Genomic DNA, 20822 nt, shown 5'->3' on the forward strand with positions numbered 1-20822 from the left:
ACCTACCCGGCCGGCGAGGCGCCGTCATAGGCCGCCTGCGCGGCGAAAACGGCGTCCATGTTGCTCTCGGCCCAATGGGTCAGAGCCGACACCGTCTCGGTCAGCGTGTGTCCAAGCGGCGTCAGTCGATATTCCACGGTGACGGGAACGGTCGGGAAGACGCTGCGCGAGACGAGGCCGTCGCGCTCCAGCTTCTTCAGGGTCTGTGAGAGCACCTTCTGGGAGATGCCTTTGATCTCGCGGCGAAGATGATTGAAGCGGACGGCGTCTTCCCGGAGCCGGTCGAGGATCAGCAGCGCCCATTTGTCGGCGAGGCGATCCAGCACCAGCCGGGTCGGGCAACGGTCTTCATAAACATTATAGATCCTGTCCATTGCCTGAACTTCCATCGATTGGCGGGCGCCGGCAGTTTCCCTGAGGAAACCATGTGAGCCGAAAGTGCCTTCTTTCGCGCTATATCCGCAGCGGCTATGTCTCCATATGATACAAAGTATCTATCAGAAACTTAGGAGATGATCCATGGCAGGCAAGATTCTCGTGCTCGGCGCAACGGGGCATGTCGGCAAGCCACTCGTCGCAGCGCTGCTCGCCAAGGGCGAGGCGGTGAAGGCGGCCTCGCGCTCGGGACAGCCGGTCGAAGGCGCCGAAGGCGTCGTATTCGACTTCGCCGATCCGGCGACCATCGCACCCGCCCTTGAAGGCGTCGACCGCGCCTTCGTTCTGCTGCCCACCGGTTATCTGGCAGTCACGGAATTGCTGCTGCCGCTGGTCGAAGCCGCCGCCTCGCGCAACATCAAGATCGTGTTCCAGAGCGTCTTCGGCGTCGATGCGGATGATTCAATCCCCTACCGTCAGGTCGAGATCGCCATCGAAAAATCGGGTACGCCCTATGTGATCCTGCGTCCGAACTGGTTCTCGGACAATTTCGTCACCTATTGGAAGCCCGGTATCGATCATGCCGGCACGATCGCTGTGCCGGCCGGCGATGGCAAATCCGCGTTCATCGACGTGCGCGACATCGCCGAGAGCGCGGCGGCAGCGCTAACCACGGATCGCTTCGACGGCAAGTCGTTCAACCTCACGGGTCCGGAAGCCCTCGGCTATGCGGATGCGGCGGCAATCCTCGCCAAGGTCCTCGGCAAACCGGTCGCGTATCAGGCAGTGGATGACGACACCTTCGTCGGCATCCTGACCGTCGCCGGTGTTCCCGAGGCCTATGCGCGCTTCCTGGCCAGCATCTTCTATCCGGTTCGCCAGGGCTGGACAGCCGGCGTGTCCGACGCGGTCGAGACCCTGACTGGCAAGCCGCCGCGCTCTGTCGAGACCTATGCCCGTGACAATCTTGCGACGCTCGCGGCTTGATAGGCCGCCAACCACCTTCTTCCCGCGTTGACGGTTTCGCCGTCCGGCGATAGCCATCGCTGCCGGCCTTTCCTGGCCGGCAGCGGGGGATGAGGGCGATGGCGGCAGCGAAGGGCGGCAAGGGGCGCGCGGCGGGTGCGCTGGGCGAATGGCTGGTGGCCGACGCCCTGCCCTTCTGGGCCGCGCATGGGGTCGATCGCAAGGGCGGCGGCTTCTTTGAGCGGATCGAGCCGGATGGCACGCCTATCGAGGAGCCGCGCCGGGCGCGCCTCGTCGCCCGGCAGATCTATTGCTTCGCGATCGGCCAGGAGCTCGGCTGGGGCGGCCCGGCGGGGGAATTGGTTCGGCACGGGCTCGACTTCCTGCTTGGCCGGCTGGTGCTGCCGGATGGGACCGTGCTGGGTGCCGTCGCCGTGGATGGCAGCCTGAGAAACGATCGCTACGATCCTTATGACTATGCCTTCGTGCTGTTCGGCCTCGCCGCGGCGGCGAAGCGGCTCGGCGACCGGAAGGAACTGCACAGCGTCGCGACGCGGATCCGCGAGCGTCTCGTCGCCTGCTGGGCGCATCCCTATCTCGGTTTCGAAGAGGCATCGCCGCGCACGCTTCCCCTGAAATCCAATCCGCATATGCATCTCTTCGAGGCGTTCCTCGCCTGGGACGAGATCGTGGGCACTGAGGATCCTTCCTGGCGTGCGCATGCCGACCGGATCGGCGAACTCGCGCTGACACGGTTGATCCTCCCCGAGACCGGCGCCTTGCCCGAGTTCTTCGACGGTGACTGGCGGCCGATGGCCGATGCGAAGGGTCTGCAGGTCGAGCCGGGCCACCAGTTCGAATGGGCCTGGCTGCTGCTGCGCTGGCTTGGCGCCAGACGCGACGAGCGAATCTTCTCGGCGGCTCTCAGGCTCGCCGCGATCGGAGAACGCTTCGGCGTCTCGATCGAGCGCAACGTCGCCTTTGGCGCGATCGATGAGCATTTCCATTTACGGGACGGCGAGGCCAAGCTCTGGCCGCAGACCGAGCGGCTGAAGGCGTGGCACGGGCTCGCCGGCCACAGGATGAACACCGACACTTCTCGTGCTCTCGCGGCGGAACGCGAGGCGGAAGCGGAGGAAGGTCTGATGCGTTATCTGGATCGCCGTCCGGCCGGCATTTGGCACGAGATCATGGCCGAGGATGGGAGCTTTCTTCCGGGGCCGGTTCGGGCGTCGAGCCTCTATCACATCGCCTGCGCCGCCGCGACATTGGCCGAGAAACCCGCATGAATGACGCAGCGCTCCGCCCCGCCGCCTTCCTCGACCGCGACGGCGTGCTGAATGTCGATGACGATTATGTCTTCCGCCCCGAGGCGCTGCGGCTCATTCCCGGCGCGGCGGCGGCCGTGCGGAGGATGAACGAAGCCGGTTTCGTCACCGTCGTCGTAACCAATCAATCGGGCGTCGCGCGCGGCTACTACTCCGAAGACGAAATGCACGCCTTCAACGCGTATCTCGCCGAGACGCTGGCCCGCGACGGCGCCAGGCTCGATGCGATCTATGCCTGCCCGTTTCACCCGGACGGCATTGTTGAGCGCTACCGCGCCGATCATTCAGACCGGAAGCCGAAACCCGGCATGATCCTGCGCGCCATCGCCGACCTTCGCCTCGATCCGGCGCGCTCCTTCCTGGTCGGCGACAAGGAAAGCGACATGCAGGCAGCGCGAGCTGCCCATGTCGATGGCTTTCTCTTTGAAGGCCCGGATCTGGCGACCTTTGTCGAGGGAATCCTGACGGCGCGCGCAACGCGCCGTTGATCGGCAGGGCGCCCTACCGCGTCCCATCCACCGTCAGCTGGCGTAGATACTGGCCATAGGCGCTCTTGCCGAGGGCCTTGGCGCGTGCCTCCAGCTGGACATCATCGATGAAGCCGAGGCGCCAGGCGACTTCTTCCGGGCAGGCGATCTTGAAGCCTTGTCGCTTTTCCAACGTGCGCACGAATTCCGCCGCCTCGATCAGGCTGTCCGGCGTGCCGGTATCGAGCCAGGCATAGCCGCGCCCCATCAGTTCGACGGCGAGTTCGCCGCGCTCCAGATAGGCGCGGTTAACGTCGGTGATCTCCAGTTCGCCGCGCGCCGATGGCTTCAGGTTGGCGGCAATGTCGACGACGCTCTCATCGTAGAAATAGAGCCCGGTGACGGCCCAGTTCGAGCGCGGCACCGCCGGCTTTTCTTCCAGCGACACGGCCTGCATGGCGCCGTCGAACTCGACCACGCCATACCGCTCCGGATCGGTGACATGATAGGCGAACACGGTCGCGCCGTTCTTCCTTGCCGTCGCCGCGCCCAGCAGTTCCGGCAGGCCGTGGCCGTAGAAGATGTTGTCGCCGAGCACGAGGCAGGACGACGAGCCGGCCACGAATTCAGCGCCGATGATATAGGCCTGCGCCAGGCCGTCGGGGCTGGGCTGCTCCTTGTAGGAGATCGAAATGCCCCAAGTGGAACCGTCGCCGAGCAGCCGCTGGAAGGCCGGCAGGTCGAGCGGCGTCGAGATGATGAGAATGTCCTTGATCCCGGCCAGCATTAGCGTGGTCAAGGGATAATAAATCATGGGCTTGTCGTAGATCGGCATGAGCTGCTTCGACGTGACCAGCGTCATCGGATGCAGCCGTGTCCCGCTACCGCCGGCTAGGATGATGCCTTTCATTGTTCTTGTTTCCTTTGGTTGAACCGTCCATGCCTTCCGAAGGCTCGATATGACCGGGATCGGGAGGTTCTGACAACTCCCCGCCGCTGCATCATGCCGCTTGGCCGGCCGCCTCCCAGCGGCTAGTGGAGAAGCGTTGCCAAAAGCTCACGGGGAAACGATGCGGCCGTACCCATACATGACCGATCGGCGACTACCCGGAAGCCAGCAGCTATGATGGCGCTCTCCTTTGATGCCCGGCTCTGGCTGCTGCTGGCCGCCCTCCTCGTCGATGCACTTATCGGCGATCCAGACTGGCTCTGGCGGCGGGTACCCCATCCGGTGACCTGGTTCGGAGCGATCATCGGTTCGCTGGACAGGCGCCTCAATGCCGCGCCGCCTGCCTCGGGCGAGGCGCAAGGCCGTCGCCTTGTCGGCGTGCTCGTCGTGATCTTCCTCGTCGGCTTGTCGCTGGGAGCAGGCTGGCTGCTGGAACGGCTGCTCATGACAACGCCGGCCGGCTATTCCCTGGTGGTACTGGTGGCGGCGATCCTGCTTGCCGGCCGCTCGCTCTATGATCACGTCGACGCGGTGCGGCTCGCTTTCGCACATGACGGCCTGCGGGCGGCGCGCGAAGCGGTGTCGCAGATCGTCGGGCGCGACCCCGACAAGCTCGACGAAGCCGGCGTCTCCCGCGCCGCGATCGAATCGACCGCCGAGAACTTTTCCGACGGGCTGGTCGCGCCGGCGCTGTGGTTCGCGCTGCTCGGACTGCCCGGCCTATTCGCCTACAAGATGATCAACACCGCCGATTCCATGATCGGTCACAAATCGGAACGCCACCTCGCCTTTGGCTGGGCCGCCGCCCGTCTCGACGACCTCGTCAACCTGCCGGCGAGCCGCCTATCCGGGTTCCTGATCGCGATGGCTGCACCCTTTGTCGGCGGGACGATCCAGCGGTCCTTCGTCGTCATGCTCGACGATGCCGGCAAGCACCGCTCGCCCAATGCCGGCTGGCCCGAAGCCGCCATGGCCGGCGCCCTCGACATCGCGCTCGCCGGCCCCCGCCGCTATGGCGAACTCGTGGTCGACGATCCGTTCCTGAACGACACCGCCCGCCACGATGCCTCGATGAACGATATCAGGCGGGCGCTGCGCGTACTGCAGGTCGCTGGCGCACTCGGCGCCGTGCTCATCGTTATCATCGGACTCTGGCGGCTATCCTGAGGATCGCCTCGATATCGAGATGCGCCTCCAGATGGTCGGCAAGCCTGTCCAACGTCTCCTCGACATTGGATTCGTACGAAACGTCAGACGGTTCGACGCCAAACCTCGCGAGGAAGTCGCGTCGGAACGGGTCGGATCCGAAGAGGCCGTGGACATAGCTGCCCCGGACGCGACCATCCGCCGACATCGCCCCCTCGCCGCCAGCTTCCGTCGTCAGCCACGGCCGCTCGCGGTCCGGTCCCTCGGTCCGCCCGAGATGGATCTCGTAGCCCGCAACCGCCAGTCCGCATCCGGCCTCGGTTCCGGCAAACGGCGCTGTCCGCTTGTCGCCGGTGAGTATGGTCTCGACATCGAGCAGCCCCAGTCCTGCGACGCTGCCAGCTAGACCCTCGACGCCATCGGGATCTGCGATCGTCTGTCCGAGCATCTGATAACCGCCGCAGAGCCCGACGATGCTCCCGCCGCGCCGACGATGCGCCAGGATGTCAATGTCCCAGCCCTGTTGCCTGAGGAACATCAGATCGGCCATCGTCGATTTGGAGCCTGGCAACAGCACGAGATCGCAAACGGGGATGGCGTCGCCGGGCCGCACCAGGACAAGCGCAACGCCCGGCTCCTGCTTCAGAGGATCGAGATCGTCGAAATTGGCGATCCTCGGCAGGAGCGGCACGGCAATCCGCACGCCATCGCTTCGCGGCGCTCCGCCGGCCAGATCGAGAATATCCTCCGGCGGCAGGCGTGACGCCTCGGCGAACCAGGGAACGACCCCGAGCGCCGCCCAGCCGGTGGCGCCGCGAATGGCCGTGACGCCCTCATCGAATAGACGAAGATCACCACGCATCTTGTTGATAATGAAACCTTCGATGCGATCCCGGTCAGAACGCGGCAGGATGGTACGCGTGCCGACGAGGCTCGCAATGACGCCGCCGCGATCGATGTCGCCGACGAGCACGACCGGAATATTGGCGGCCTCGGCAAAGCCCATATTGGCGATGTCGCCGGCGCGAAGGTTGATCTCCGCCGGGCTCCCCGCCCCCTCGACCAGCACGATATCGGTATCGCGGCGCAGGATGGCGAAACTTTCCAGCACCTTCGGCAGAAGTTCGGCCTTCCGCGCACCATATTCCCGCGCCCGCATCGTGCCGAAGCGCTGGCCCTGAACGATGATCTGCGCGCCGGTCTCGCTCTCGGGCTTCAGCAGCACCGGGTTCATATGAACGCTCGGCGCCAGCCGTGCCGCCCGTGCCTGCAAAGCCTGCGCGCGGCCGATCTCGCCGCCATCGGCCGCCACCGCCGCATTGTTCGACATGTTCTGCGGCTTGAACGGCGCGACCCTGAGCCCGCGCCGCACGAGCAGCCGCGCCAGCCCGGCAACCAGCGTCGACTTGCCGACATTGGAGCCGGTACCCTGGAACATGATCGCGGCGGCAGTCATGGACGGGCTATCTCGTGGAAGGAAGAAAGGCCCTCACCCCAACCCTCTCCCGCAGGCGGGCGAGGGAGCCGGACGGTGCTTGGCACGAGCGACACAGCCGATCGTTGGCGCCCCCTCTCCCGCTCGCGGGAGAGGGTTGGGGTGAGGGTCTTCCTTGCCGCCACCCACGACTCCCTCAAAACTCGATGCCCTTCTGCGCCTTCACGCCGGAGCGGAACGGGTGCTTCACCATTTCCATCTCGGTCACGAGATCGGCGATCTCGATCAGCGCCTCAGGAGCGTTGCGGCCGGTGACGATGACGTGGAGATCGTGCGGCTTCTCGTCCCGCAGGAAGGCGACGACTTCGTCGACGGGCAGATAATCGTAGCGAAGCACGATGTTGAGCTCGTCGAGCAGCACCACATGGTTGGTGCCGCTGCGGATCAGTTCCTTGGCCGTCTCCCAGGCATTGCGCGCCGCCGCGATGTCGCGCTCGCGGTCCTGCGTTTCCCAGGTGAACCCTTCGCCCAGCCGGTTGATGGTGACGAGGTCCCCGAATTTCTCCAGCGCCAGCCGTTCGCCCGTCTCCCAGGAACCCTTGACGAACTGGACCACGGCGACCGGGAAGCCATAGCCGAGCGAGCGGAAGACAACCCCGAAGGCTGCCGTCGACTTGCCCTTGCCCTTGCCGGTATGGACCATCAGCAGGCCCTTCTCGACCGTCTTCGACGCGAGGATCTTGTCGCGCACGGCCTTCTTCTTCTTCATCTTTTCGGCGTGGCGAGCATTGATCTCGGCCTCGGTCGGCTCGGTATTCATGCAGTTTCCTTCCACAAGAGCGGCTGTCCGGCGCGCATCTCGGCGAGATCGGCGTGGACGGAATTGCGGCGCGGCGACCAGAGGCCGCGATCGATCGCCTCGGCGAAGCGGGTCGACATCTCGGAGAGTGCCGCCGGATTGGCGTCGGCCACGAAGTCGCGCACGGTCTCGTCGCCCAGATAGGCGTCGTACAGCGCGTCGAAATGATGGTCGCCGACAGCGTGCGTCGTCGCGGCATAGCCGAACAGGAAATCGACCGTCGCCGCCATTTCGGAGGCGCCCTTATAGCCATGGCGCATGCAGCCGGCGATCCATTTCGGATTGGCGGCCCGCCCGCGCACGACGCGGCCAATCTCCTCGGAAAGCGGCCGCACGACCGGGCTGTCGGCGATTGCATGATCGCCATGATAGAGCCGGGGCGCCGAGCCCTTCAGCCGCTCGATCGACGCCGCCAGCCCGCCCTGGAACTGGTAATATTCGTCGCTGTCGAGGATGTCGTGCTCGCGATTGTCCTGGTTCTGGACTACGGCGTCGACGGCGGCGAGCCGGGCGCGCAGCCGGCCTTCCGCTGACGCGCCTTCTATGCCCGCGCCATAGTGAAATCCGCTGGCCGCGAGGAAATTGTCGGCGATCTCGGCCCGGTCCTGCCAGAGCGAATAGTCCATCAGCGTCTGCAAACCGGCTCCATAGCTGCCGGGCTTCGCGCCGAAGATCCGAGCCGTATGGTGCTCGCGCCGCCGCGCCGCCGCGAGCGGGTTGGCGTCGTCGTCCTCGTCGCGCTCGGCGATCGCCCGGATGGCGGAATCGATCAGGTCGATCTGCTCCGGGAAGGCATCGCGGAACATGCCGGAGATGCGCAGCGTGACGTCGACGCGCGGACGCTTAAGCTCGGAGAGCGTCAGCACGCGAAATCCGGTGACACGGCCGGTGCCCGGCTCCCAGGCCGGCTCGGCGCCGATCAGCGCCAGCACCTGCGCGATGTCGTCGCCGCCGGTGCGCATATTGGCCGTGCCCCAGGCGGAGATCGCGATGGAGCGCGGCCATTCGCCCTCGTCCTGAAGATAACGCTGCACCAGCGCCTCCGCCGCCAGCCGCCCGAGCCGCCAGGCGGCTTCGGTCGGGATCGCGCGGGTGTCGACGGCGTAGAAGTTGCGCCCGGTCGGCAGCACATCGGCCCGTCCCCGTGACGGTGCGCCGGAGGGGCCGGGCGGGATGAAACGGCCGTCGAGAGCTGCGATCACGCCAGCGATCTCGTCGCTGCCCGAACGGTCCAGCGCGGGCGCGAGATCGGCGACAATCCAGTCGAGAATGGGGGTGGTGGCGGAGAAATCGTCGAGGCAATCGAGCCGATGAAGCGCATCGGCCTGCCCTCTGCCCCCTTGTAGGGAAGAGTTGGCGAGGGGGGTATGCTGGGCGTGACTCGCCTCCGTCGACGGCTCGGCAGTTGGCCCCCTCCCCGACCCTCCCTCGCTTTGCGGGAGAGGGAGAAGAGCTGCGACCATGGCACGCGCCAAAGCCTCCACCCGCTCAACCGTATCACCAGCCGTTCGCCACAGGCCTTCGCCAAGGGCCTCAAGCACCTCCGGCCTTGGCCCCTCCCAATCGGCCGCGCGGTCACACCCGATCGGATCGAACCCCGCAAGGCCCAGATCGTTCGCGATCGCGCGCGCCAACGAGCCGTCCTGCGGTCTTCCGCCGGAGCGTGGGGCTCGGGCGATGGCGAGAAGCGTATCGATCCGCGCGTCCCCCTCGGGGCTCTTCCCGAACAGATGCAGTCCGTCGCGGATCTGCAGTTCCTTGATGTCGCAGAGATGCGCGTCGATCGCTCTCAGCGCGCGGTTCGGATCGTCGCGGCCGATTTCGAGGTCGCGGTCGATGCCATGGCGTTCGGCCAGCGCCAGGATCTCGGCCTCGAGAAAGTCGCGCCGCTTCGGATCGGCGCCGGCGGCGAGATGATATTCGTCGATCAGCGTTTCGATCTCGGCGAAGACGCCCTGCGCCCCGGCGCGGGTGAGCGCCGGCATGAGATGGTCGACGATCACCGCCGAGGAGCGCCGCTTCGCCTGCGCGCCCTCGCCGGGATCATTGACGATAAACGGATAGATGAGCGGCGTCGGGCCCAGCGCGACCTCCGGCCAGCACTCCGCCGACAGGCCGAGCGCCTTGCCAGGTAGCCATTCTAGGTTGCCGTGCTTACCGATCTGCACGATCGCGTCGGCGCCGAACTCGTGCCGGAGAAACGCGTAGAAGGCGAGGTAGTGGTGCGGCGGCACGAGCTCCGGATCGTGATAGGTCGCCTTGGGATCGACGCCATGGCCCCGTCCCGGCTGCACGGCGAGGACGATATTGCCGAAGCGATGGACGCGGACATGGAAAGCGCCGTCCTCGAAGAGCGGATCCTCTTCAGGCGCACCCCAGCGGGAGGCAAGCGCGGCGCGGACGGATTCCGGCAAGGCGTCGTGAAAGGCGAGGTAGGCGGCGAGGGGGAGAATTGCGGGAGAGACTCCGCCCAGCTCTCTCCCCCCTTGTGGGGGCGAGCTGGAGAGGGGGGTATGTTGGGCATGGAGCGTTTCCGTCGACGGCTCGGAAGCTAGCCCCCTCCCCAACCCTCCCCCGCTTTGCGGGAGAAGGGGCGAAAGCGCCTGCGGGCCTTGGTCCGCCTCCAGCAAACCCTCCATCAGCGCTCGGCCCGTCTCCGGGAACGCCGGCAGTTCGTACCCCGCGCGCCGCATCGCCGCAGCGATCCGCACCGCGCTCTCCGGCGTGTCGAGGCCGACGCCATTGCCGATCCGGCCGTCGCGGCCGGGATAGTTGGAGAGAACCAGCGCGATGCGACTTTTGCTGGCCGGCTTCGCGCCGAGACGCACCCAGGCGGCCACCTGCGCCGCAACGAAGGCGATCCGCTCGCGATCGGCCTTGTAGACGACGATGCGGCTGTCCGTGGCGGGATCGCGCGCCACTTCTTCCTTGAACGAGACCGGCCGCGTCAGGATACGGCCGTCGACCTCGGGCAGCGCCACGTTCATGATCAGATCGCGCGGCGAAAGTCCGCGCGTTGAATTGAGCCACGCCTCGCGGCTGGTGCCGGCGAAGACGATCTGCAGCACAGGCCGGCCAGGCGCGTCGAGCACGGTTGGCTCATGGCTTCGTCCGGGCCTGGAGATCGCGAAGGCGGTGCCGTTCAGTACGATAGCGGGTGGCGCTTCGACAAAGAACTGGCCGAGCGCTTCGGCGACGGCAGGGTTTTTCAGGCTGGTGACGAAGATGGGCACCGCGCCGATGCCCTCGCGGCCAAGTGCCTCGACCAGCGCGTCGATCGGCTCGGTAGAGCCGCCCTCGATCAGCGCCCGGTAAAAGACGATCGGCGCATAGGGCCGCTGGCGCGCCGCCGAGAGCGCGGCCTCTCGGGATACGACGCCGCTGCCCGGCTGCCAGAAGCCGATTTCGGGCAGCGCGACGGGCGCCTCGGGGGCCTCACCGTCGCCGACCCAGTGTCGCGCCAGCCGCAGCGCGCGGCCGATATTCTCCGGCCCCGCCTCGACGCAGCAGCGCCAGAGCTGCCGGGCGGCGGCGATGTCGATGGTCGAATAGGGCTCCAGCGACGGGTCCCAGCGGTCCTCGCCGGGCATCACCGCCAGCCTCGGGCCGCCGCCACGCGAGAGCGCCCGGAGCGCCTCCAGCCCATAGGGCCAATAGCCGGAGCCGCCCATCATTCGCACGATGACGAGCTTGGCCTTCTGGAGCGTCTTTTCGAGATAGAGATCGACCGAATAGGGATGCTGCAGCTTGGTCCAATTGGCGAGGCGAAGGCTCGGCCCTTCAGGCATCCGCGCGAAGGCACCGGCAAAGGCGGCGAGTTCGGAATCCGCCGCCGACAGCACAACAATATCGCCGGGCGATTGATCCAGATCGACGGCGGTGGCGCCATCGTCGATCCGTTCCGTTTCGCCGACGATCAGGTGCATGGCTCAGGCTCCGAAATGTGCCTCGACGGCGGCACGGTCGAGATGCTTCTCGCCGATCACGACGAGCCGACCGGCGATCTCTCCTGCCGCAAAATAGGTCTCGACGCGCGGGCCGACGGCCTGCACCACGGCCGGGAACGCCTTGCCGGCGACCCGGGCCCGGCCCTTGATTCGCAGCACGCCGGCTTCACCCATAGCGCCCCTGACCTTGTCGCCCAGCGCCTCGATCGACCCTTGCTCGCCGATGTCGAGGACATAGGAGACGAAATCGTCGTGGTCGTGCTCCTCGCCTTCGAGATCGTGGTGGCTCTTGCGGTTGGCCGCATCGTCCTCGGCCGCCGCGCCGACGCCAAGCAGGATGGCGAGTGGCAGGCCGGCCGGCGAGCCGATGACGCTGCGCGCTTCCGAGCGAGCCTCGCGCCGCACGATCGCCTCCACCTCGGCAAGCTGCGCGGCATCGACGAGATCGGCCTTGGAGAGCACGATCAGATCGGCGCAGGAGAGCTGGTCCTCGAACAGTTCCTCGATCGGGTCGTCATGGTCGAGCGAGGGATCGGCCGCGCGCTGCGCCGCTACCGCCGCCTCGTCATGGGCAAAGCGCCCTTCCGCGACGGCGGCGGCATCCACGACCGTCACGACGCCGTCGATCGTGGTCCGATGGCGCACGGAGGGCCAGGTGAAGGCACGCACCAGTGGCTGCGGCAGAGCAAGGCCCGAGGTCTCAATGACGATATGGTCCGGCGCGGGATCTCGCTTCAGCAGCATCTCGATCGTCGGCAGGAAATCATCCGCGACGGTGCAGCAAATGCAGCCATTGGTGAGTTCCACGACCGTATCCGGCTTGCAGTCATCGACGCCGCAATCGGAAAGCAGCGAGCCGTCGAAGCCCATGTCGCCAAACTCGTTGACGATGAGGGCGATCCGCTTGCCGTTCGCCTGCGCGATCAGGTTGCGGATCAGCGTCGTCTTGCCGGCCCCGAGGAAGCCGGTGACGATGGTGGCGGGAATGCGGGCGGTCAAAGCGAATACTCCGGATCGGAACGGGGTTTGAGGCGGACGGGCAGGCCCGCCGCCACGAGGAAAACCTGGGCGACCGCCTTGGCGATGCGCTGGTTGAGGCGGCCCTGCTCGTCGGCGAAGCGGCGGGCGAGTGCATTCATCGGCACGATGCCGGAGCCGACCTCGTTGGAGACGAGCACGATCGGCACCGAGGCCTCGTCAAGGCAGGCGGCGAGCCGTTCGCCCTCTGCCTCGGGGTCGCGGCCGGCCTCGAGCAGGTTGGAGAGCCAGAGCGTCAGGCAATCGACGAGAACCGCCCTTCCCTCCGCTCTCGCAATCGCGCCGACGAGATCGAGCGGCGCCTCGATCGTCGCCCAGTCGCCGCGGCGAGCCCGGTGCAGGGCGATGCGTTCGCCCATCTCCTGGTCCCTCGCCTCGGCGGTGGCGACGTAGACGACCGGACGGGCCAAGGCCTGTACGATCGTCTCCGCGAAGCGGCTCTTGCCGGAGCGGGCGCCGCCGAGGACGAGCGCCGTCCGCGGCGGCGGGATCGTCGGTTCCATCCCGTCAGGCCGTTCGCGAAACGCGCCGGTAAAGCCAGCCCGAGAAGAGGCCGGAGAGCGACCAGAGCAGCGCGCTGGCGACCAGCGAGGCGACGACGAATTCGGCGCCGAGCGCTGCCGGATAGGGAGCCTCCAGCGTCGGTGGCCGTGGAGCCCCGATAACATGCGGGACGACTGCCAGTGCGATGCCGGCGAGCTTGGCGTACCAGGCTGGCGCGAAGACGAGGAGCGCGAGGCCCGCCGCCGAGGCCGCGACCGTGCCAAGCCACCAGATCTGCCGCGAGGTGATCTCCGCCGCTGCGGTTCCCGGAAGCTCCGGCGACAACCCGAGCGAGGGGAGAAGCGAAGCGACGAAGAACCCGGCGACGCCCCAGAGCACGCCGGTTCGGGCGTCGATCGGGCCGCCGCGCAGCGTCATGGCGCCGAGCAGCACCGCCGATACTCCGACGCCCATCAGCAGATTGGCGAGAAGCGTATAGGCCGAGCGCTCGAAACCATCGGCCGGCTCCCAGGCGCCGGCATCATGATGATGTTCCGCCGGAGTGGTCTCCGCCGCGGCTGCATGGTCATGGCCGGACGCCTCCTGATGCGCGGCGGCGGGATCGACAGCGGCTGCCGGAGCCTCGTTGGCTTCGGCGGCCTTCTCAAAAGTCTCGCCATGCAGGATCAGCGGCTCGGTCGTGACGAACTGGACGCCCGTCAGAATCGCGCCCACGACAAGGCCAGCGCCAAAGGCGCTGAGAATGATCGATTTCAGCATGATGGACCCCGATGTCAGTGGCAGGGCAGCCCGAGGGCGTGCCGCGTGTCGTGGGTCGCATTATGGATGGCGCTGGGCGCAGCAAAGCCGGTGCCGACAAAGAGCAGCACGCCGAAGACCATGGCGGCGATGCCGGCGGCAAGCCGGCTGGGCGCCTCGGTGCGGGTTCCGCTTGTAGGAAGCGTGGTCGAACGAGAATCAGTCATGGCATCTCCTTTGCCGTCCCACCGACGGCCGGTCCTAACGATGCAAAGGCTGGTCTCCTGGCTCACGGGTCGCAGCTTCCCTGGCGCCTTCCCGGTTTCCCAGTGGCATGGTGCAAGGTCGCTCGCCGCTTACAGTTGCGGGGGCAGCTCCGGACTTGAAACCCCTTGAGGGGTCGTTCCGCACCGGATTCCCATTTCATCCCCCGAACCCTTCGGTCCTATCGGGGGAACCTAAGCAGATACGACGCTAGAGGGATCGCGGAGGACGCGCAAGGCCGTACGCTGGCACGGCGAGGCTGGTCAGCCCTGATCCACCGGCGCCCGACCGCGAAAACGCGCCCAGCGCCGGGCCAGTTTCACCTCCGACTGACGACGAAAGCGGCGGATCCGCGGGAAGTCATGGGACAGCACAATCAGCCCGATCGGCAACATCCATATGCCCAGCACAGGCAGAAAACTGAATATGCCGCCGGCGATGAAAGCTCCGCCGATGCCGATCCGGAGCGGCCGGCTTTCGGGCAGTTTGACAGTTCTCTTGCCAAATCGGATCGAGGGCATGGCGCTCAGGCAGCCTCCTTGTTGCTCGCTATATGGTGCTATTGGATTGCGAGAACCATACGCGACCAATTCCACGTCGATGTGCCCGAGACTTGCGCCGTTGGCCTGGCCTCGTTCTTCTTTTCATATTCGCGTTCTGCTAGCGCTGGTCGTGGGACGAGCGAGCTGATCCAGCGGGGCTGGTGCTCGCAACCGCCATGGGCATAGGCGTCGTGGAATCGTGAGCGAGGCAGTCCAACCCAAGCGCAAGGCCAGGCCGAGGCGCGCCGGCGTGACCATGGCCGACGTCGCGGCGGAAGCGGGCGTCTCGATGCAGACCGTATCCCGCGCCCTGCGGACGCCGCAAACCGTCTCGCCGGATACGCTCGAACTCATCACGGCCGCCATTCGCAAGACGCACTATGTGCAGAATCTGGCGGCCAGCATGCTCGCCTCGGCGCGCAGCCTGACGATAGCAGCGGTCATACCGACGCTCTCCACCTCGATCTTCGCCGACACGATCCAGTCCCTGTCGGACATGGTGGGCCGCAAGGGCTATCAACTTTTCGTCGGCAATACGGATTACCGGCTCGACCGTGAAGAGGATCTGATCCGCAGTCTCCTTGGCCGCCGCCCCGACGGGCTCTTCCTTGTTGGAACGCGCCATACGCGCGGCAGCGTCTCGTTGCTGAAGCGGGCCGGAATTCCGATCGTCGAGGGCTGGGATCTGGCGCCCCAGCCGATCGACCGGCAGGTCGGCTTTTCCAACGATCTGGCGATGGATGCGGTCGTTCGCCATCTGGCGGCGAGCGGTCGCCGCCAACCGGTATTCGCCGGCGTGGTCCGCCCTGGCGACAGCCGCGCGCGCCAGCGCCGGGATGGGTTCTGCGCGGCGGCGCAAAAACTGTGGCCGGAAGACGAGCCGAGGCTGATCGATGCCGGCGATCTGGCGTTGACCATGGATGCCGGCGCCAGCCTGCTCGACCGTGTCGAGGCGCAGCATCCGGACGCCGATGCCATCGTCCTCTCCAGCGACATCACGGCCGCCGGTGTCCTCTTCGCCTGCATAAGGCGCGGCATTGCCGTGCCGCGGCGTTTCGCAATCACCGGCTTCGGCGATTTCGAGTTCGCCCGCCATCTGGTCCCGTCTCTGACGACGATCGCCGTGCCAACCCGCCGCATCGGCTTCGAGGCTGGCCGCCTGCTGCTGGGCGCGATCGCGGGCGATACGGCAGGACCCAGGACTGTCGATGTCGGTTTCGAGTTGATCGAGCGAGAGAGCAGCTGATCGCGGAACCGTCCAGGTTCGCTCAGACCGCCTTCTTGCCGTCGCCGACCGCAAGCCGCGCCAGTTGCGTCAATACCACGGCGGTGCCCTTGAGCCGCTTTTCCGGGTCTTCCCAATCGCGGATCAGCACGATCTTCTGGTCGGGGCGAACCTTCGCCAGGCTGCCCTGCTCGCCGATATAGCGGATTAGGCCGGCCGGATTGGCGAAGGTCGAGTTGCGGAAGCCGATGACCATGCCCTTCGGGCCGGCATCGACCTTCTCGACATTCGCCTTGCGGCAGAGCGCCTTGATGTAGACGATCTTCAACAGGTGCTCGACCTCGTCCGGCAGCGGGCCGAAACGGTCGATCAGCTCGGCGCCGAAGGCGTCGATCTGCTCCGGCTCTTCGAGATCGCCCAGGCGTCGGTAGAGCCCGAGCCGCAGCTGGAGGTCGGGAACAAAGGTCTCCGGCAGCATGACCGGCGTGCCGACCGTGATCTGCGGCGACCAGCGGCCGTCATCGGCCTCGTCGGCGTCGCCGCCCTGCCGAAGCTGCGCCACCGCCTCCTCCAGCATCTGCTGGTAGAGCTCGAAGCCGACTTCCTTGATATGGCCGGATTGCTCCTCGCCCAGCAGATTGCCGGCGCCGCGAATGTCGAGGTCGTGACTGGCGAGCTGGAAGCCGGCGCCGAGCGTATCCAGCGATTGCAGCACCTTGAGGCGGCGATCGGCCATGGCGGTCAGGCGCTTCTCGGCCGGAACCGTGAACAGCGCATAGGCGCGCGTCTTCGAGCGGCCGACACGGCCGCGCAGCTGATAGAGCTGCGAGAGGCCGAACATGTCGGCCCTGTGGACGATCAGTGTATTGGCGGTCGGGATGTCGAGCCCGGATTCGACGATCGTCGTCGAGAGCAGCACATCATAGGCGCCGTCATAGAAGGCGTTCATGATGTCTTCGAGCTCCGTCGGCGGCATCTGGCCATGCGCGATGGCGACCTTCACTTCCGGCACGAATTTCTCGAGGAACTCCTTGCGTTCGGCCAGGTCCGAGAGGCGGGGGCAGACATAGAAGCTCTGGCCACCGCGATAGCGCTCGCGCAGCAGCGCCTCGCGCACGGTGAGCGCATCGAAGGGCGAGATGAAGGTTCGGACCGCCATGCGGTCGACAGGCGGCGTCGTGATCAGCGACAGCTCGCGAACCCCGGTAAGCGCCAGTTGCAGCGTCCGCGGGATCGGCGTCGCCGAGAGCGTCAGCACATGGACATCGGCGCGCAGCTCCTTCAGCCGCTCCTTGTGCTTGACGCCGAAATGCTGCTCCTCGTCGATTATCAGCAGGCCGAGATCCTTGAACTCGATCGCCTTGCCGAGCAGGGCATGCGTGCCGACGACGATGTCGACCTGCCCTTCCTTGAGGCCCTTCTTGGTCTCGGCGAGATCCTTGGTCGAAACCAGCCGCGAGGCCTGCTCGACCCGGATCGGGAAACCGGCGAAACGCTGTGAAAAGGTCTTGAAATGCTGGCGCGACAGCAGCGTCGTCGGCACCACGACCGCGACCTGCTTGCCGCTCATCACGGCGACGAAGGCGGCACGCAGCGCCACCTCGGTCTTGCCGAAGCCTACATCGCCGCAGATCAGGCGGTCCATCGGCGTGCCGGCGCCCAGATCCTGGATGACGGCCTCGATCGCCGTCAGTTGGTCTTCCGTCTCCTCATAGGGGAAGCGCGCGGCGAATTCGTCATAAAGCCCGTCTGGCGGCGCCATGGGTTCGGCGTGGCGCATGGCGCGGGCCGCGGCGATCTTGATGAGCTGCGCCGCCATGTCGCGAATGCGTTTCTTGAGGCGCGATTTCCGCGCCTGCCAGGCAACGCCGCCGAGCTTGTCGAGCGAAGCCTCCGTGTCTTCCGAGCCGTAGCGCGACAGAAGCTCGATGTTCTCGACGGGAAGATAGAGCCGGTCGCCGCCGGCATAGAGGATTTCGAGGCAATCGCGCGGCGCGCCGGCGGCCGTGATCGTCTTCAGCCCCGAGAAACGGCCGATGCCATGATCGACATGGACCACCAGATCGCCTTCGGCGAGGCCGGCGACCTCGCTGAGGAAATCCGACGCCTTCTTCGCGCGCTTGCGGGGGCGGACCAGACGGTCGCCGAGAATATCCTGCTCGCCGATCACCGTCAGCTTCGGCGTCTCGAATCCCGCCTCGAGGCCTAGCACGGCGAGCGCGACGATGCCCTTGTCGAGTCCCTCGGTTCCCCGCCAGCTATCGACCTTCTGCGTGCGCTTCAGCCCATGATCGGCGAGAACCTGAGCGAGGCGGTCGCGGGCGCCTTCGCTCCAGCTCGCGATGATGACGCGCTTCTTCTCGCGCAGCGTGCCGATATGCGCGATCACGGCGTCGAAGACATTGACGTCGCCGGCCGTCCGCTCGGCCGCGAAGGTCCGGCCCTGCCGGCCGCCAAGATCGACGACCATCGTATCGTCGGCCTCGGCAAAGGGCGTCATGCGCAGCAGCGTCGCCGACCCCTCGCGCCGCGTCCATTCCTCGCGCGAAAGATAGAGCCGTTCCGGCGGGACGGGGCGATAGGGAATGCCGCCCTGCCCCTGGCCCATGCCGTCGCGGCGGGCGTCATAATGATCCTGGATGTCGGCGAGACGCTCGGCCAGCGCTTCCTCGACCAGATGATCGAGAATGACCGGCGCATCGGGGAGATAGTCAAACAGCGTGTCGAGCCCATCGACGAAGAGCGGCAGCCAATGCTCGACGCCGGTGTAGCGACGACCCTCGCTCACCGACTGGTAGAGGATGTCATCGCGATCGGTCGCGCCGAACAGTTCCAGATAGCGGCTGCGGAAGCGCGCGATCGAATCCGCCGTCAGCACGACCTCGCTCATCGGCACGAGGTCGAGCCGCTTCTTCTGCGCCACCGTGCGCTGGCTCTCGACGTCGAAGGAGCGGATCGAATCGATGGTATCGCCGAAGAAATCGACGCGCACCGGCTCGCCCTGCCCGGCCGCGAACAGATCGACGATGCCGCCGCGCACGGCATATTCGCCAGCCTCGCGCACGGTCGATGTGCGCAGGAAGCCGTTCTCCTCCAGCCAGCCGATCAGCTTTTCCATGACCAGCTGATTGCCGCTGGCGATCGAAAGGCTCTGCCGCTCGATCGCCTCGCGCTTCGGCAGGCGCTGGACGATCGCGTTGACCGTGGTCAGCACGACCCGCGTCGGACCCTTGCCGGGACCGCGCCGCGCCAGATCGGCGAGGGTCGCCATGCGCCGCGACACGACGCTCGCATTCGGCGAAACGCGGTCATAGGGCATGCAGTCCCAGGCGGGAAAGCTGATCGTTTCCAGCGTCGGGGCAAAAAAGCGGATCGCCTGTTCCAGATCGGCCATGCGATTGCCGTCGCGGGCGACGACCAGCAATTCGCCCCTGCCTTCGCGGGTCGCGAGCGCGGCGATGTCGGCGACGACCTTGCCGTCAAAGCCGTCGGGCACGCCCGAGATCACGGTCGAGCGACGGTTCAGGATCGTTTCGAAGCGGATCATCGGCCTATCGAAGGGTTGCACCGGTGAAGGCGGCAAGTTTCAGGAAAAAGGGCGTGCGAGCATGTTCCGGTGTCGGCGCCTCGCCCGTCAGCCAGGCGAGGATGTCGCGATCCTGTTCGTCGAGGAGCAATTCGAACGAATCGAGTTCGGACTCGGAAAGGTCGGCGATCTGCGCATCGGCGAACCGCCCGAGGATCAGGTCGGTCTCGCGCATGCCCCGATGCCACGCCCGGAAATGGGTACGGCGCCGGCGCACATCCAGCCCGGCGCCCGACAAGGTCGTCCCGCTCATGTCCGGCTTGGCTCCTAAACGGCGTAGCCTTGAGAAGATCGTGGGGAAATGGACGCAGAAGACCGCGGCGTCAACTGCAAAGGCAGGCAAAAGCCGTCTCTTCGCACCGCTGGACAGCTATGACTTCGGGAATGAAACGATCAAGGGCCTGGGCCATTTCTGACCCAAGCCCTTGACGAAACTGGCTCCGCGAGCTGGACTCGAACCAACGACCCGGTGCCGCGACCATGGCCTGACCACCCGGGCGGCGCTCGAAACCGACCGTGTGCAGCAATGCGAGACCGGCACCGAGGGTCGTCTTGCGCGCGCCGCACTGCGTTCGCCTCATCGAGCTGTTCGGTCGGTCTTCGACTACTTCTTCTGTCAGGCGGCCTGATCGCCGGCCTGCATCTGACTAAGTCGGATGCAGTTCGATCCCGGCCGTTGCCATGACGGCAATGCCCGCTCCCGTAAGGGGGCGGGCTTTTCGTGTCTCCAGCGCAATGCACTTCTCAAGAAAAGTAGCCTTTGCCTGGAGAATTTCGAACCAGCGGCGTGTCATGTCGATCCGTCGACCATCACGCCAATCGTAGCGCTTTAGCTCACCCTGCTGAATCTGCTGCTGCTCTATTTCGATGCGCGCCAGCGTCGCCTGCCGATCGTCATACGGATCGTGCATTTAGATCTCCGTCTTTGCCCTGGGCTTTGTTAGCCCGAGCCGACGGCCAATCCTGTCGATCGCCTCCCGCCGGGCTCGGTCGCTTCGGTCTTCCGGCCCGCAAAGATCGCAGACCATCACGTCGATTTCGCCCAGGCATGTGCCATCGTATCGGTGGGGTCCGAACTGAAACTGCACGCCGCAATTCGCGCACGTCTGCATCAAGGGTTTGTCCGGATAGAAATCGCCCATCGCGCCTACCTCGAATCGGTAGTGCGAGCATGGAGCTGGACCGATCTCCCGACAAGCGGGACGCGTGCAACTCGCCGCCCCAGTACGAAGCCGAGACGCGCTCGGTACCTATGCGGTACCTAAAACGATCAAGGGCTTAAGTCATTCCTGACCTAAGCCCTTGACGAAACTGGCTCCGCGAGCTGGACTCGAACCAGCGACCCGGTGATTAACAGTCACCTGCTCTACCAACTGAGCTATCGCGGAACGGCGCGTTCGGTGCCGCGGCGCCCCTATAGCAAAGCCGGCGTCCGCTTGCAAAGACCAAAAAG

Annotated in this window: 18 protein-coding genes, 1 tRNA gene and 1 riboswitch; of the genes, 5 read left to right on the plus strand and 14 right to left on the minus strand. The window is 66.1% G+C overall.

The features are described 5' to 3' along the window. Positions 1–2: 2 nt before the first annotated feature. Entirely contained in the window at positions 3–374 is a 372-nt protein-coding gene (locus OSH05_RS15200; protein ID WP_104218928.1) for a winged helix-turn-helix transcriptional regulator, read from the minus strand. 145 nt (positions 375–519) lie between these two features. Here OSH05_RS15200 and OSH05_RS15205 point away from each other — a divergent pair, with 145 nt between their 5' ends. The 3 genes from OSH05_RS15205 (at position 520) to OSH05_RS15215 (ending at position 3157) form a co-directional block, all read left to right on the plus strand. Next, on the plus strand, positions 520–1362 hold the full coding sequence (locus tag OSH05_RS15205) for an SDR family oxidoreductase (RefSeq protein ID WP_104218929.1): 843 nt from the start codon (positions 520–522) through the stop codon (positions 1360–1362). Between the two features lie 98 nt (positions 1363–1460). Beyond that, entirely contained in the window at positions 1461–2630 is a 1170-nt protein-coding gene (locus tag OSH05_RS15210) for an AGE family epimerase/isomerase (protein WP_165801569.1), read from the plus strand. Then, a complete protein-coding gene (locus OSH05_RS15215) occupies positions 2627–3157 on the plus strand; it encodes a D-glycero-alpha-D-manno-heptose-1,7-bisphosphate 7-phosphatase (RefSeq protein WP_104218931.1) in 531 nt (176 codons plus the stop codon). Before OSH05_RS15210 ends, OSH05_RS15215 begins: the two co-directional genes overlap by 4 nt. Positions 3158–3170: 13 nt before the next feature. Here OSH05_RS15215 and rfbA read toward each other — a convergent pair whose 3' ends face one another. Continuing rightward, a complete protein-coding gene (gene rfbA / locus OSH05_RS15220; protein WP_104218932.1) occupies positions 3171–4046 on the minus strand; it encodes a glucose-1-phosphate thymidylyltransferase RfbA in 876 nt (291 codons plus the stop codon). A 213-nt stretch (positions 4047–4259) separates the two neighbouring features. Between rfbA and cbiB the strand changes: the two genes are divergently transcribed. Next, entirely contained in the window at positions 4260–5252 is a 993-nt protein-coding gene (cbiB, locus tag OSH05_RS15225) for an adenosylcobinamide-phosphate synthase CbiB (RefSeq protein WP_407660397.1), read from the plus strand. On the opposite strand, the gene OSH05_RS15230 is transcribed toward cbiB, so the two are convergent. The 8 genes from OSH05_RS15230 to OSH05_RS15265 all read right to left on the minus strand — a co-directional run bounded on the left by OSH05_RS15230 (position 5227) and on the right by OSH05_RS15265 (position 14537). Further along, the gene (locus OSH05_RS15230) at positions 5227–6687 is read right to left on the minus strand and encodes a cobyric acid synthase (protein WP_104218933.1); all 1461 of its coding nucleotides are present in this window, start codon (positions 6685–6687) and stop codon (positions 5227–5229) included. The two genes, cbiB and OSH05_RS15230, sit on opposite strands and share 26 nt — an antisense overlap. A 175-nt stretch (positions 6688–6862) precedes the next feature. Next, entirely contained in the window at positions 6863–7486 is a 624-nt protein-coding gene (cobO, locus tag OSH05_RS15235) for a cob(I)yrinic acid a,c-diamide adenosyltransferase (protein ID WP_104218934.1), read from the minus strand. Then, complete coding sequence (cobN, locus tag OSH05_RS15240; RefSeq protein ID WP_104218935.1) at positions 7483–11451, minus strand: cobaltochelatase subunit CobN; 3969 nt, start codon at positions 11449–11451, stop codon at positions 7483–7485. Before cobN ends, cobO begins: the two co-directional genes overlap by 4 nt. A gap of 3 nt (positions 11452–11454) precedes the next feature. Continuing rightward, a complete protein-coding gene (gene cobW, locus OSH05_RS15245) occupies positions 11455–12471 on the minus strand; it encodes a cobalamin biosynthesis protein CobW (RefSeq protein WP_104218936.1) in 1017 nt (338 codons plus the stop codon). Next, entirely contained in the window at positions 12468–13013 is a 546-nt protein-coding gene (gene cobU, locus OSH05_RS15250) for a bifunctional adenosylcobinamide kinase/adenosylcobinamide-phosphate guanylyltransferase (protein WP_104218937.1), read from the minus strand. Before cobU ends, cobW begins: the two co-directional genes overlap by 4 nt. A 4-nt stretch (positions 13014–13017) precedes the next feature. Further along, positions 13018–13773 (minus strand): CbtA family protein, encoded by a 756-nt coding sequence (locus OSH05_RS15255; protein ID WP_104218938.1) that lies wholly within the window; start codon positions 13771–13773, stop codon positions 13018–13020. 14 nt (positions 13774–13787) lie between these two features. Next, entirely contained in the window at positions 13788–13979 is a 192-nt protein-coding gene (locus OSH05_RS15260) for a CbtB domain-containing protein (RefSeq protein WP_104218939.1), read from the minus strand. Positions 13980–14009: 30 nt separating this feature from the next. Then, a riboswitch (cobalamin riboswitch) is annotated at positions 14010–14229 on the minus strand. Between the two features lie 50 nt (positions 14230–14279). Beyond that, positions 14280–14537 carry a hypothetical protein gene (locus tag OSH05_RS15265; RefSeq protein WP_104218940.1) on the minus strand — a complete coding sequence of 86 codons (258 nt, stop codon included), beginning with the start codon at positions 14535–14537 and terminating at the stop codon, positions 14280–14282. Between the two features lie 220 nt (positions 14538–14757). Here OSH05_RS15265 and OSH05_RS15270 point away from each other — a divergent pair, with 220 nt between their 5' ends. Further along, entirely contained in the window at positions 14758–15804 is a 1047-nt protein-coding gene (locus OSH05_RS15270; protein ID WP_266352537.1) for a LacI family DNA-binding transcriptional regulator, read from the plus strand. Between the two features lie 22 nt (positions 15805–15826). Here OSH05_RS15270 and mfd read toward each other — a convergent pair whose 3' ends face one another. From mfd to OSH05_RS15290, 4 genes are all read right to left on the minus strand, one after another. Beyond that, positions 15827–19330, minus strand: coding sequence for a transcription-repair coupling factor (gene mfd / locus OSH05_RS15275; protein WP_104218941.1), 3504 nt, complete (start codon positions 19328–19330; stop codon positions 15827–15829). A 4-nt stretch (positions 19331–19334) separates the two neighbouring features. Continuing rightward, entirely contained in the window at positions 19335–19622 is a 288-nt protein-coding gene (locus tag OSH05_RS15280; protein ID WP_104218942.1) for an FAD assembly factor SdhE, read from the minus strand. 394 nt (positions 19623–20016) lie between these two features. Beyond that, positions 20017–20280: a hypothetical protein gene (locus OSH05_RS15285; RefSeq protein WP_104218944.1), complete on the minus strand. Its 264-nt coding sequence runs from the start codon at positions 20278–20280 to the stop codon at positions 20017–20019. Between the two features lie 401 nt (positions 20281–20681). Beyond that, positions 20682–20757: transfer RNA gene (locus OSH05_RS15290), tRNA-Asn, on the minus strand. Between the last annotated feature and the right edge of the window lie 65 nt (positions 20758–20822).

It is taken from the genome of Kaistia algarum (assembly GCF_026343945.1).
Taxonomy (GTDB): domain Bacteria; phylum Pseudomonadota; class Alphaproteobacteria; order Rhizobiales; family Kaistiaceae; genus Kaistia; species Kaistia algarum.

Coding starts and splice junctions, on each gene's coding strand:
- mfd (WP_104218941.1), bottom strand. CDS start 19,330: ATGATCCGCTTCGAAACGATCCTGAACCGTCGCTCGACCGTGATCTCG.
- OSH05_RS15260 (WP_104218939.1), bottom strand. CDS start 13,979: ATGACTGATTCTCGTTCGACCACGCTTCCTACAAGCGGAACCCGCACC.
- OSH05_RS15200 (WP_104218928.1), bottom strand. CDS start 374: ATGGACAGGATCTATAATGTTTATGAAGACCGTTGCCCGACCCGGCTG.
- rfbA (WP_104218932.1), bottom strand. CDS start 4,046: ATGAAAGGCATCATCCTAGCCGGCGGTAGCGGGACACGGCTGCATCCG.
- OSH05_RS15215 (WP_104218931.1), top strand. CDS start 2,627: ATGAATGACGCAGCGCTCCGCCCCGCCGCCTTCCTCGACCGCGACGGC.
- cobN (WP_104218935.1), bottom strand. CDS start 11,451: ATGCACCTGATCGTCGGCGAAACGGAACGGATCGACGATGGCGCCACC.
- OSH05_RS15230 (WP_104218933.1), bottom strand. CDS start 6,687: ATGACTGCCGCCGCGATCATGTTCCAGGGTACCGGCTCCAATGTCGGC.
- OSH05_RS15205 (WP_104218929.1), top strand. CDS start 520: ATGGCAGGCAAGATTCTCGTGCTCGGCGCAACGGGGCATGTCGGCAAG.
- cbiB (WP_407660397.1), top strand. CDS start 4,260: ATGATGGCGCTCTCCTTTGATGCCCGGCTCTGGCTGCTGCTGGCCGCC.
- OSH05_RS15210 (WP_165801569.1), top strand. CDS start 1,461: ATGGCGGCAGCGAAGGGCGGCAAGGGGCGCGCGGCGGGTGCGCTGGGC.
- OSH05_RS15255 (WP_104218938.1), bottom strand. CDS start 13,773: ATGCTGAAATCGATCATTCTCAGCGCCTTTGGCGCTGGCCTTGTCGTG.
- cobU (WP_104218937.1), bottom strand. CDS start 13,013: ATGGAACCGACGATCCCGCCGCCGCGGACGGCGCTCGTCCTCGGCGGC.
- OSH05_RS15265 (WP_104218940.1), bottom strand. CDS start 14,537: ATGCCCTCGATCCGATTTGGCAAGAGAACTGTCAAACTGCCCGAAAGC.
- cobO (WP_104218934.1), bottom strand. CDS start 7,486: ATGAATACCGAGCCGACCGAGGCCGAGATCAATGCTCGCCACGCCGAA.
- OSH05_RS15285 (WP_104218944.1), bottom strand. CDS start 20,280: ATGCACGATCCGTATGACGATCGGCAGGCGACGCTGGCGCGCATCGAA.
- OSH05_RS15280 (WP_104218942.1), bottom strand. CDS start 19,622: ATGAGCGGGACGACCTTGTCGGGCGCCGGGCTGGATGTGCGCCGGCGC.